Genomic DNA, 12537 nt, shown 5'->3' with positions numbered 1-12537 from the left:
GTTAAGCGCCCGCTTGGCCGACGGGTTGAACTGCGATCGCCTTTGTGCCTCGAACACTCAAGCGAGGGCTGGCCCGATGTGCACTGATTGCTTGTCAGCAGCCCGTGCTGGCGCCCGATGTCGTGTCCTGGCTCATCAGCCAGCCGCCTCGTGGCTGGCGGAGTATTCAGACAGGGGCCAAGGCCTCGCGGGAGCAGATATGAAGTACCAAACCGGGCTGAAGTGGGCATTGACCGCACTCGCATGTGGCCTGCTCAGTGCACAAGCCGCCGAGACCCGGCGTGTGGATGTGCTGTTGGTGGGTGGCGGGATCATGAGTTCGACCCTGGCCGTGTGGCTCAATGAACTGGAGCCGGGCTGGTCGATGGAAATGGTCGAGCGCCTCGACAAGGTCGCCGAGGAAAGCTCCAACGGCTGGAACAACGCCGGCACCGGGCATTCGGCGTTGGCCGAGCTGAATTACACGCCTGAAAAGGACGGCAAGATCGACATCACCAAGGCGGTGGAGATCAACGAATCGTTCCAGATCACCCGGCAGTTCCTGGCCTGGCAGGTCAGGCAGGGCGTGTTGAAGAACCCGCGTTCGTTCATCAACAGCACGCCGCACATGAGTTTCGTATGGGGGGACGACAACATCCGTTTTCTCAAGAAACGCTACGAGGCGCTGCAAGCCAGCCCGCTGTTCCGGCCCATGCAGTATTCCGAAGACCCGGCGCAGATTCGCCAATGGGTGCCGCTGATGATGGAAGGCCGCGATCCGAGCCAGAAGCTGGCCGCGACCTGGACGCCGATTGGCACTGACGTCAATTTCGGTGAAATCACCCGCCAGTATGTGGGCTACTTACAGAGCCGACCCAACTTCGACCTGAAGCTGTCGACCGAAGTGCGTGACATCACCCGCAACGCCGATGGCTCCTGGCACGTGGAGTACAAAAACCTCAAGGACGGTACTAGCGGCGCCACCGACGCGAAGTTTTTGTTCGTCGGGGCGGGCGGTGCAGCCTTGCCGCTGTTACAAGCGTCCGGTATCGAAGAAGCCAAAGCCTATGCTGGCTTCCCGGTGGGCGGCTCGTTCCTGGTTACCGACAACCCGACCATCGCCCAACAGCACATGGCCAAGGCCTACGGCATCGCCGCCACCGGCGCACCGCCGATGTCAGTGCCGCACCTTGACACCCGCGTGCTGGACGGTAAGCGCATGATTCTGTTTGGACCCTTCGCGACCTTTTCCACCAAGTTTCTCAAGCAAGGTTCACTGTTTGACCTGGTCGGCAGCATGAACCTGCATAACACCTGGCCGATGGTGCGGGTCGGCGTACGTGAGTTTGACCTGGTGCAATACCTGATCGGCCAGGTCATCCAGTCCGACGATGATCGCTTTGCCGCGTTGCAAACCTACTTTCCGCAGGCGAAGAAGGAAGACTGGCGCCTGTGGCAGGCTGGCCAGCGGGTGCAGATCATCAAGAAGGATCAAGACCAGGGCGGGGTGCTCAAACTCGGCACCGAAGTGGTGGTCTCGGCTGACCGCAGCATCGCCGGCCTGCTGGGCGCCTCGCCAGGGGCCTCCACCGCACCGCCGATCATGCTCGACCTGCTGGGCAAAGTGTTCAAGGACCAGCTCGCCACCCCGGCCTGGCAGGGCAAGATCAAACAGATTATCCCCTCGTATGGTTTTCACCTGAACGACCGCCCCGATGAGGTGCAAAAGACCTGGGCCTACACCAACGAGATTTTGCAACTGGCCCCGGCACCGGGCATCGACACGCGCCAGGATCCACGCAATCCGGACGGTATCGACCCGTTGGGGCAGGACAATCAGGACAGCGATCCGGATTTGAAGCCTTGAGGGTGTTCAACCTGTAGGAGCGACCTCGCGAAGGCGCCGTGACATTCACAACAGAGGCTGTGACCTTACCGGCCTCTTCGCGAGCAACCGGAGCGCCGGCCGGCTCTTCCCACAGAGGTATGTGGTGCCTAATTGAACAGTATTGGCTTTAGCCGCCAAAGCTTCGCAGCTGAAGCAGCTCCTGCAAGAATCGGCCGTTGTTACACCGGCACCGTCAGCCCCACCTTGACCTTGTCCAGCACGATCAAGGTGCGGTAAGTGTGAATATCCTCATTCCCGGCAAAATGCTGCTGCACCAGTTGATCGAAATGCGCGATGTCCCGGGCCAGCATGACGATGATGAACGACACCCCGCCGCTGACGAAGTAGCACTGCTGCACCTCACTTACCCCGGCGAAGTAGCGTTTGGCGCGGTTCATCACCACGGCGCGGTCGTCGCACAGGCGTGATTCGACAATCGCGGTAATCTGCTGGCCGACGCTCTCCGGAGCGATAACGGCGGTGTTGCTGACAATCACGCCGCTGTCTTCCAGTTGCGCGATGCGCCTTTGTACCGCCGGGGTCGACAGGCCGATGGCTTCGGCAATCGCGCGTTGGGAGGTCTTGTTGTCCTGTTGCAGCATGCGCAGGATCGCCTGATCGAAGCTGTCCAGCGCACGTTTGGGTGATTCATTCATTTTTACGGCCTAAATCAAGCAATTCGCTCGTCCTGCGCAGCGATATACAGCAAACCACCCGTAGGGCAAAGCCTAGAATCCTGCCACGTATCTGGCTGGAGTTTGCTGTGAGTCTGCAAAGCACCCCGATTCTTGCCGCCATGCTGGGGATCATTTCGGTCCAGACCGGCGCGGCGGTGGGCAAATCCATTTTCACCCTGGTCGGTCCGGAAGGTGTCGCGGCACTGCGCCTGGGCATCTCGGCGCTGGTCATGCTGGTGCTGCTGCGGCCCTGGCGCATCTGGCAACCCGCCAACCTGCCGGGCCTGATCGGCTACGGGGTGATGATGGGCGCGATGAACCTGCTGATTTACCGCGCCATGCTCTACATTCCGGTGGGCGTGGCGGTGTCCATCGAAGTGGTCGGGCCGCTGGCGGTGGCCTTGCTGGCGTCGCGGCGGCGGATCGATTTACTGTGGATTGGCCTGTCGCTGCTCGGCCTGGTGTTGCTGCCTTGGGGCAGCGGCCAGCAAGGGCTTGATCCGCGTGGCATTGCCTACGCCCTGGGCGCGGCGGCGGCCTGGGGATTGTATGTGAAGCTTGGCACCCGGGTGGCCATCCACGGCAAGCAGGCGGTGGCTTCGGGCATGCTGGTGGCGGCGCTGTTTGGCGCGCCGCTGGGCGTGGTGCAGGCGGGTGAGCAGCTATTGCAACCTTGGGTATTGGCGATTGGCCTGAGTGTGGCGCTGTTGTCGAGCATGGTGCCTTACCTGCTGGACATGTACGCCATGCGCCATTTGCCGGCGCAGGTGTTCGGCATTTTGCTCAGCGCGTCGCCGGCCATGGCCGCGCTGGCCGGCTGGCTGGTGCTGGGCGAGGCCTTGAGCCTGTTGCAGTGTGCCGGAGTGGCGGCGATCGCTGCGGCCTGTGCGGGAGCGGCGCTGGCCGGGCGCAGGCAGTGAACAGTGTGGTTACGGCTTGGTGCTGGTCTGTAGTCTTTATAGCCCTGATACTGTGCTGGCATTGTTATGCAATGCTCAGGGATCAATAACGATAAGGCGGGAAAATGTCCGAATTCAAACTGCACTGCTTTGCCCTATCAGGCAACGCTTATAAGGTCGCGCTGTTTCTGGCGCTGTCCCGGCAGACCTGGCAACCGGTGTTCGTCGACTTTCTCAACGGCCAGACCCGCACCCGGCAGTGGCGCGATACGGTCAACGAACAGGGCGAAGTCCCGGTACTGGAGCATCAGGGCAAAAGCCTCACCCAGTCGGCGCTGATTCTCGACTACCTGGCCGATTACACTGGCCAGTTTGGCGGCCGCACGGCGGAAGAAAAACAGCAAATCTGGCGCTGGATGCTTTTCGACAATCACAAATTCACCAGCTACTACGCCACGCTGCGCTTTTTGTATGGCATCCAGAAAACCGGTGACACCGAAGTGACGCGCTTTCTGCGTGACCGCGCTGCGGCGGCGTATCAGGTGGTCGATACCCACCTGAGCAAGACACCATGGCTGGTCGGCGAGCGTATGACCATCGCCGACCTGTCACTGGCCGGTTATGTGTTCATGCCTGAAGAAACCGGGCTGTCGATGGAGGCTTATCCGCATATCCAGGCCTGGAAAAAGCGCATTCAGGAGCTGCCGGGCTGGCAGCATCCATATGAGCTGATGCCGGGGCCGACCGGCCTCTGAAGCGGGCGGTGATGGTCGGCCATCAGGACCTGCAGGAGCCGCTTTAGCGGCGAATTAGCGGCTGAAGCTTCGCGGATAAATCCGCGCCTGCAGGTCCCATGGTTGCCAGCCTTTACACCTTGAAGCGCTCGACCATCGCTTGCAGTTGTACGCCGATTCTCGCCAGCTCCATGCTGGAGGAGGCGGTTTCTTCGCTGGCCGCTGCGGTCTGATCCGAGATGTCCCGTACTTCGGTCACGCTGCGGGCGATTTCTGCGCCTGCCGAGCTTTGTTGTTCCGAGGCGCAAGCAATCTGCTCGTTCATCCGCTCGATATCCCTGACCGACTCGATGATGCTGCCAAGCATGGTGCGCGCATCGCGGGAGTGCTCGACGCTTTTACCGGTCAGCGCGATGTTCTGCTCCAGCGCCGATGTCATCTGATGCGTGCTGGCTTGCAGGCGTTCGATGAGCTGAGCGATTTCGTCGGCTGAGGTCCGCGTGCGCAACGCCAGCCCGCGAACCTCGTCAGCGACCACCGCAAAACCGCGACCGGCTTCCCCGGCACGCGCGGCCTCGATGGCGGCGTTCAAGGCCAGCAGGTTGGTCTGGTCAGACACCGCCTTGATCACGTCCAGCACGCCGCCGATGCTCTCGGTGTTGGCGCGCAGCTCAGTCATTGCCTCCTTGGTCACTTGCATATCACTGGACAGGGTTTCGATCTGTTCGACGGCCTGACTGACCACCTTGTCGCCCTGGGCAGCCTTGTCACTGGCGCTGACAGCGGACTTGGCCGCCTGGCTGGCGTTATGCGCCACGTCGTGGGTGGTGGCGGTCATCTGTTGCATGGCCGTGGCGATCTGGTCGGTTGCCACCTTTTGCGAGTTGACCCCGGCGCTGGTTTGCTCGGTCACCGCCGACAGCTCTTCGGCCGCGCTGGCCAGTTGAATGATGCCGTGTTTGACCTCGCTGACCAGCCCGCGCAGGGCCACGGTCATGCGCTGCATGGACGACTGCAGGGCGCCCAGTTCGTCCTTGCGGTTGACCACCACCGTGGCGGTGAAATCACCGTTTGCCACCTTCTCGGCGATGGCGACAGTCTCCTTGAGCGGGGTCACGATCGAGCGGGTAATCAGCCAGGCGGCGACGACGCCGCAGATCAATGCCAGGACCATCCACAGCCCCAGCATCTGCCTGACGCTGGCGACATCGTCTTCGCGGTTCTGCCGCTGGATGGCGGTCATCTTGCCGGCGATGTCCAGCAGATTACTGACAGTCAGCGTAATCCCCGCCTGGGCCTGGTCGATACGGGCCTGGGTCGCCACCATGGTGTTGAGCTGCGCTTCGTACCGTTGCAGTTCAGCGCTTAGCTGCTGCACGTCGCGGGCCGGTATGGCGGTGCCAGTGAGGCTGTTGACCAAGGCCATCACCTCAGCGATTGCCTTGTGCGCCTCGGCGTCCGTCGCCGGGCTGGGGAGTGCGGTATAGCTGCTAAAGCTTGCGAGCATCTTCTGCGTGGCGAGAAAGGTCTCGGTCAGCGCCGCACGGCTTTGTGGCGTGCCGGTTTCGGCATTGGCGATGGCTGCAAGACGCTTGAGTTCGGCATTGACCGCCTCTGCCAACCCGCTAGCCGCCAGGCGTGACGCCTCGCGCTCGCGGGTCGCGGCGACCGCCTGGTTGTAAAAGCCGCGATAGCGACTGAGGTTGCCGTCTGCGTCGGCCAGTAACTGAATATTGGCCGGCGACTGGAAGTTCGGCGCGATACTGGTGAGGTGGCGAGTGGTTTCGTCGATCTTGGCTTGCCACTTTGCGGCCTGCGCGTCATCGGCTTTGGTGAGGTAGACCAGCCGCTCAATGCGCATATCGCGGGTCGCAGTGCTGAACGTGGCGATATCGATCATCCGCTCGCTGCGGTCGCGCAGGGTGTCGGTGGCATACCAACCGGTGTAGGTCATCAACAGGATCATGCACATGAGCAGCGAAAAACCCAGGACCAGTTTGGACCTGACGCTGATGTCACTTAGAAAATTCGAGCGTTTATCTTGCATGTTGATTTCCTGAATGGAGCCCGGAGTGCAAACCCCTGAAGGTTTAACGGGGTGGCAGAGCAGTTTCTTATCGAATAGGCGTTCATGACGCTCAATGTCCTGCGCCGCGCCTGACAGCAGGCACAACACCGCCTCACGCCTGATCATTGGGGTAATGGCGCTTTGCCGGCGCTGGAGACTCAACACAGACCAAGTGATGGCACATTGGTTCTATGCATTTTTGGGCGAATGTGTGTGAGCCGACAGAGGCAACGGCTGGATTTATCAGTCTCGCGTTTGCAGTACGGCCCTGAGCCGGTCCAGAACCTGCGTTTCCAGCACCGACAGCACTGCCGCTTCATGCACCAGCACCGCCACGCTGATACGGACTGACGGCAGCAGCGCCCGCGCATGCTGATCCGGCTCCAGCAACGCCTGGGCGGTCAGTTCATCGATGATTGCCACACCGGCCCCGGACTGGGCGAGGGCGCAGGCCACGTAATAGGTCTGCACCTTGAGCGCGCTGTTTTGTTCGGGGAGCAGGGTCTGGACCAGAGTGCCCAGCGGGTCTTCTGCCGGCAGGGCGATCACTCTGGCCGGGTCGAGCTGATCCAGCGCGACCGGCGTTCTGGCATTCGTACCATCGACGCAGACCAGCTCGATGCTGCCCACTTCAATGGCCTTCAGCCAGGGTAGGGGCGCGGGTTGAACACCACCGCCATGGACATTTCGCGGGTCAGCAGCGCCTGGGCGAGCTGCTCGCTGTGCGCGGTGGTCAGCTCCAGCGTTACGCCGGGGTTGGCCTGTTGAGTGGCGGCCAGAGTGCGCGGCAGCACCTTCAGGCCCAGGGTCGGGATACAACCGAGCTTGAGCTGGCCTTGTGGGTTGGCGCGCAGGCTGCGTGACAGGCGTTTGATTTCTTCGAGTTCGCGGTACATCCGCTCAACCGCAGGCACCAGCGCCTCGCCTTCACGGGTCAGTTGCAGGCGCCCCTTGACCCGATCAAACAGCCGAAAGCCCAGGCTCGCTTCGGCATGGGCGAGCAGTTTGCTGGCCGCTGGCTGGGAGATGCACAGCCACTCGGCGGCCTTGGTCAGCGACCCGGTGCGATGCGCTGCCCGGAAAATCTCGATGTGACGTGTTCGCACGCGTATTACCAAAGGTTATGGATGCTGCCGTTATACGCCTTGGCGCTGGGGCATGCCATCGGCTCACAATCGGCCGGGTCATAACAGGAGGTGAGAGATGCACGTAATCATCATCGGCGCCGGCGTAGTGGGCCTGACCAGCGCCTGGTATCTCGCCCGCCAGGGCGTGCAAGTGACCCTGATCGACCGCCAGCCACAGGTGGCGCGGGAAACCAGCTTCGCCAATGGCGGCCAGTTAAGTTATGACTTCGTGACCCCACTGGCCGACCCGGCGGTGCTGCCCAAGCTGCCGGGCTGGCTGCTCAACGCCGATTCGCCGCTGCGTTTTCGGCCCCGGCTGGACCCGGACCAATGGCGCTGGTGCTACGCCTTTCTCAAGGCTTGCAACCGCCGCCAGGTGGCGCAGACCACTTGGGAAATGCTCCAGCTGTCGATGCACAGCCGCCAGTTGCTGGATGAGCTGCTGGCACAACACGACCTGCCATTCAAACTCAAGCGCACCGGCAAACTGGTGATGCATCGCACCACCAGCAGCCTTGCTGCCGCCGCCATGGGCGTCGAGTACCAGCGTTCACTGGGCAGCGACCAACGCCTGCTGAACGCGGCCGAGTGCCTGGCGCTGGAACCGGCGCTGGCCGCTGTGGCGTCCTCCATCGCGGGCGGCATCTACACGCCGACCGAGGCCACCGGCGATTGCCGCCTGTTCTGTGAAAGCCTGTTCGCGATGCTACAGGGCCTGCCCAATGTGCAGGTACTGCTGGGCCAGCCGATCCTGAAGCTGGTCCGTCGCGGCGCCGGGATTGCCGCGGTGCGTTTGCCTGACGGGGATGTCGAAGCCGACGCTTTTGTCATCGCCGCCGGCCTGGACAGCCTGCGCCTCACCGCGCCCTTGGGGCTGTCGCTGCCGTTGTACGGTTTGCGCGGCTACAGCCTGACGTGTGCGCTGCCAGCCGGGTTCAAACGCCCCGAACTGAGTGTGACCGACGCCGAACGCAAGGTGGTCTACGCACCGCTTGGCGATGAACTGCGCATCGCCGCGATGGTCGACATGGGGCAACCCGGCGCGGTGGTTGACCCCAAACGTATCGCACAGCTCAAGCGCCAGGCGCTGGAGGTCTTCCCGGCACTTGAGCTGGCCGCTGCCAGCCCCTGGGCCGGCCTGCGACCGGCGACCCCCGGCAGTAAACCGATCATCGACCGGGCAGGGCCGCTGAGCAATCTGTGGCTCAATGTCGGCCACGGCGCACTGGGCTTCACCCTGGCCTGCGCCAGTGCTGAATTGACCGCGAGCCTGGTCACTGGCCAGCCTGCGCAGATCGACACGGCACCGTTTCGCCTGGCATAACCGGTTTTGGCCGCTCTTGCGGGAGCGAGCTTTGCGGGAGCGAGCTCGCTCGCGAGGGCGGCATCAAAATCCATACAACACTCATAACGAGCCCACCTATGACCGAGTACCGCGGCCTCATCCTCGACGACACCCGCGAAGGCGCGACCGACGACGCCATCGCCCAACTGGAAAGCAGTCTTGGCGCCCGCCTGCCCGACGACTACCGCCAGTTCCTGAAAACCTGCAACGGCGGCTATCTGGAATACGACGTCATCGCCACCCTGAGCAATGGCGACAAAGAACTGATGAGCTTCGCGCTGTATGGCCTGGATCCCACCGAGCAATACGAGTCCAACCCCTTTGAACTCGAACAACTGCGCGAACAGGACGGCTATCCACCCACCGGCCTGCTGCCCATCGGTCGTGATGGCGGGGCCAGCGTGTTGCTGCTCGATCTGCGCGAAGGGCGTCAGGAGGTGGGCGCGATGGTCGCCGGCTTGCCGGCCTGGACCGGCCGCCGCCAGCAAGGCGATGAATACGTGGTGCTGGCGGACTCGTTCAACGGCTATCTGGATTTACTGCACCTGAGCGAAGAGCGCATCGCCGACCATATCGACAACTTCCTGATCAGCGAAACCAGCATCGAAGCCACCCTGGAGTGGCTCGACAAAGGCAGCCCCGGCTGGCGCGAACGCTACCGGGAGCAGTGGAATGCGAGGGTGGCCGACAGGCCTGTTTAAACATATTGCAGTCAGGCTGTCGCCGGTGAGCCGTGGTCAAATGCCTGTTGTGCAAGGAGCAGTAATGCCCAGCGACAACAGACGCTCAATTTTTGCAGTGGCTTGGCGCATCAATGTGGTCAACTGCGTCAGGTCGCGCTCGTCTTTACGATATTGCGGGATCGTTGCCGAGATCGACCCCCTGACAGTGCCGTCGACGAAGAAGGGTACAGCCACCCCGAAAGCGCCCAGTACCCGTTCACCGTCACCGGTTGCCCAGCCCCTGTTTCGAATGTTGCTCAGTTCAGCCATGAGTACTTCACGGGAGGTAATCGTGGTGTCGGTGATCTTTTCAAGCTTGATCGACTCGACGCTGCTTTGATCACAGTAAGCCAGTACCGCTTTACCGGCTGCACCGGCATAGAGGGGGACCTGGGTATGTGTTTGCAGCGTGTATTGAATAGGGCGCCAACCGTGAATAACCTCAAGAAACTCAGCACGCCCCGTTGTTTTTTCGTAAGAAAGAAACGCAATGGTCTCGCCGGTTTCCTGCACCAGATCAAGCAGAATCGGCCGGGTCAGTTGAGCAAGGTTCTCACAGCCTGAACCCGTTCTGGCGGCCCACTGATACAGCTTTGCACCCGGATAAAGGCCTGTATCCTGAAAATTCACGATGCCTGTCTGAATCGCTGACTGGATGAGCCGCTTGGCCGTTGCCTCATTGCACAGCATTTGCTCATGAAGCCCTACGCTGTTTTTTAGACCGGCAGGAAAGGCACACGCCAGCAGCAGCAGTCGCTCAAGGCGGGTAAGGGTGGACTTGGCCTCTTCTGTGCTGATAACGGGCGCTTGCCGGGAACCGGTTTCAGCTGCCTCGGTGAGCGCGACGATTTCTTCAATCAAGCCCATTACCCCGGCTTGTGCTCGCGTGATAATGGCTGGCTGCGGGTCGCTGACAGAGTGCACCGAAACAGCAATGAGCAGCCCATTGTTCAGCCGCCTTAATGCTGTTGACGACGCCTTGGGGAATTCGGCTTCTGAAAAAACCTCGTGAGCATCCGGAACTTTGCTGACCTTGCCCGAGTTGTCGGCTACATCACAGGCCTGCGGCAGGTGTCGATCGGCGGCCAGAAACTCGGCAAAACAGCGACCAATGTCGCCGAAGCTTAGCGGATAGAGCGTGCCTAGCTGTGGCCTGAATGTAAGAGTGGCTTTGGCCTCACTGCAAGCGGCCACGAAATAGCCTCCACTGACGGGGCAATAAATGCAGACCAGCGCGGTGCTTTGGGTGGCGTCCGCCAGCTCACTCAGCGCGTTGCTGTGGCAACCAAGCAGGACATTCGAGTCGCGTAGCTTCTGGAGCAGGACGTTGATACGCGGCCCAAGGCTGTACTTGCCGGTCCCTGCCTCCACCGCCAAGCCTCGATCAACCAGTGAGCCCAGGATCCGGTTGACGGTGCTGCGACTCTCCAGAAGCTGTGCCGCCAGTTCCCGAACGCCCCAGGGTTCGCTGCCAGCGCGGCTGACAAGCGCGTCGAGCACCTCGATCAAGCGCGTGTGACTGGAGGCAGGAGAGGTCGTTGGCGCTGCGTTGGGAAGCGATTGTGTTTGAGCCATCACGAGTTAAGCCGGCATGTCGGGTCCCCATTCTGGCGTCTAAGGGCGCCATATCGCAAATGACGTGATGCTGTTGACAAGTCGCTCAACGTTCTAGATTCTAATTAAAACAAAAGCAGGACACTGTCCCATTTTTTGATTTGGTGCGGTGTTCGATAACCTGAGGTGCCCATGAACAACAATAACGTTATGGCCGAGCCGGTCGCGCAGGCCGTCCAAGACACCGAGCAGACACGCAAAGCCAAGAAAGCCACGAGGGCTGCTGTATTCGGAACGTTTGTCGAGTATTACGACTTCAGCGTTTACGGCTACGTTGCGGCCACCCTGGCGATGGTGTTTTTCCCGTCAGACGACCCGACTACCGGCTTGCTCAATACCTTTCTGGTGTTCGGTTCTGCATTTCTGGTGCGTCCACTGGGGGCCGTCGCGTTCGGCTGGCTGGGTGACAAAGTAGGTCGGCGCTTCAGTCTGATCGCCAGCATCACCTTGATGGGCGCTGCGGCTACGCTGATTGGTTTGCTGCCCGGCTATGCCCAGATCGGAGTGTGGGCTCCGATACTTCTGGTGGTCTTGCGGATGCTTCAGGGGTTTTCTGCCGGTGGCGAAATCGGCGGCGCTGCCAGTTACATACGCGAATGGGCACCACCAAAACGCCGCGCGCTTTACATCTCTTTCCTGCCTTCCATTGCCCAGTTTGGTAAAGGCCTGGCGGCGGCGATAGCAGGGTTGGCTGCTGCGACCCTCACTGATCCAGAGATGCTTTCGTGGGGCTGGCGCATTCCGTTTCTGTTGGCCTTGCCACTGGGCATCATCGGCCTGTACATGCGCCTGAGCATTGAAGACAGCCCTGAGTTCGCGTCCAAAAAAGACGCGGCTGAAGTCAAACAGGGCCAACCCTTCGCCGAGCTGCTTCGCGACTACCGCAAGCCTTTGGTCAAGGTGATCATGATCGCAATGGTGCAGAACATCGGTACTTACATCGGTACGGTGTTCATCGCGGCCTATTTCAGTTCGATTCTGGGTTACTCGAAAGGGCAGGCGTCCACCATCGTCTTGCTGGCCGTCATTCTTGCCGCGTTCCTGATCCCGCTGGCGGGCCAGATCGCCTCCGAGCGCGGCGGGAAAAATGTCCTGCGCTACTCCTACCTCGCGTACGCGCTGATCTCGATCCCGTCTTTTATGTTGATGCAGCAAGGCTCGGTCAGCCTGGCCATGGTCGGGCTGGCATTGGGCATGATTCCGTATGCCCTCTGTCAGGCCGGCACCTATTCAGTGATGCCGGAATTTTTCCCGGTGCACATCCGCCATACCGGCGTTGCATTCGGTCACAGCGTCGGTGCGGTTATCGGCGGCGGTTCAGGACCGTTCCTGGCCACCTGGCTGATCGGTGCAACCGGCAACCAGTCAACCCCCGCGTTCATCTTGTGCGCATCAGGCCTGCTGGGGCTGATCATCATCGCGACGGTTCGTAAAAATGCAGCGACGGCGACCGACGACGCCAATACCCACCAATTTTCATAAGG

At 61.2% G+C, this 12537-nt stretch carries 9 protein-coding genes and 1 pseudogene; 6 read left to right on the top strand and 4 right to left on the bottom strand.

Going from position 1 to position 12537, the window contains the following annotated elements; translation table 11 throughout:
- The first annotated feature begins 199 nt into the window (after positions 1-199).
- Entirely contained in the window at positions 200-1846 is a 1647-nt protein-coding gene (gene mqo / locus NJC38_RS19550) for a malate dehydrogenase (quinone) (RefSeq protein WP_253116670.1), read from the top strand.
- A 200-nt stretch (positions 1847-2046) separates the two neighbouring features.
- Here the strand turns inward: mqo and NJC38_RS19545 are convergent, their stop codons facing one another.
- The gene (locus NJC38_RS19545) at positions 2047-2523 is read right to left on the bottom strand and encodes an Lrp/AsnC family transcriptional regulator (protein ID WP_253116668.1); all 477 of its coding nucleotides are present in this window, start codon (positions 2521-2523) and stop codon (positions 2047-2049) included.
- A 107-nt stretch (positions 2524-2630) separates the two neighbouring features.
- Here NJC38_RS19545 and NJC38_RS19540 point away from each other — a divergent pair, with 107 nt between their 5' ends.
- Positions 2631-3464: an EamA family transporter gene (locus NJC38_RS19540; protein WP_253116666.1), complete on the top strand. Its 834-nt coding sequence runs from the start codon at positions 2631-2633 to the stop codon at positions 3462-3464.
- Between the two features lie 104 nt (positions 3465-3568).
- Positions 3569-4198, top strand: a complete 630-nt coding sequence (locus NJC38_RS19535) for a glutathione S-transferase (RefSeq protein WP_253116664.1) — start codon at positions 3569-3571, stop codon at positions 4196-4198.
- Between the two features lie 112 nt (positions 4199-4310).
- Here NJC38_RS19535 and NJC38_RS19530 read toward each other — a convergent pair whose 3' ends face one another.
- Together NJC38_RS19530 and NJC38_RS19525 are read right to left on the bottom strand one after the other, a co-directional pair.
- Complete coding sequence (locus NJC38_RS19530) at positions 4311-6224, bottom strand: methyl-accepting chemotaxis protein (RefSeq protein WP_253116662.1); 1914 nt, start codon at positions 6222-6224, stop codon at positions 4311-4313.
- Positions 6225-6488: 264 nt separating this feature from the next.
- Positions 6489-7351, bottom strand: a pseudogene (locus NJC38_RS19525) (LysR substrate-binding domain-containing protein).
- Between the two features lie 97 nt (positions 7352-7448).
- On the opposite strand from NJC38_RS19525, the gene NJC38_RS19520 reads away from it, so the two are divergent.
- Both NJC38_RS19520 and NJC38_RS19515 read left to right on the top strand, forming a co-directional pair.
- On the top strand, positions 7449-8696 hold the full coding sequence (locus NJC38_RS19520) for a D-amino acid dehydrogenase (protein ID WP_253116660.1): 1248 nt from the start codon (positions 7449-7451) through the stop codon (positions 8694-8696).
- 98 nt (positions 8697-8794) lie between these two features.
- Positions 8795-9418: an SMI1/KNR4 family protein gene (locus tag NJC38_RS19515; protein WP_253116658.1), complete on the top strand. Its 624-nt coding sequence runs from the start codon at positions 8795-8797 to the stop codon at positions 9416-9418.
- Positions 9419-9454: 36 nt separating this feature from the next.
- Here the strand turns inward: NJC38_RS19515 and NJC38_RS19510 are convergent, their stop codons facing one another.
- Entirely contained in the window at positions 9455-10948 is a 1494-nt protein-coding gene (locus NJC38_RS19510) for an IclR family transcriptional regulator C-terminal domain-containing protein (protein ID WP_290447313.1), read from the bottom strand.
- 237 nt (positions 10949-11185) lie between these two features.
- Here NJC38_RS19510 and NJC38_RS19505 point away from each other — a divergent pair, with 237 nt between their 5' ends.
- Entirely contained in the window at positions 11186-12535 is a 1350-nt protein-coding gene (locus NJC38_RS19505; protein ID WP_253116656.1) for an MFS transporter, read from the top strand.
- The last annotated feature ends 2 nt before the right edge of the window (positions 12536-12537 follow it).

The sequence above is a fragment of the Pseudomonas sp. 21LCFQ010 genome (genome assembly GCF_024129905.1).
In the GTDB taxonomy this organism is placed as follows: Bacteria; Pseudomonadota; Gammaproteobacteria; order Pseudomonadales; family Pseudomonadaceae; genus Aquipseudomonas.
Note: the sequence above shows the minus strand (reverse complement) of the source record. Positions and strands in the feature narration are given on the sequence as shown.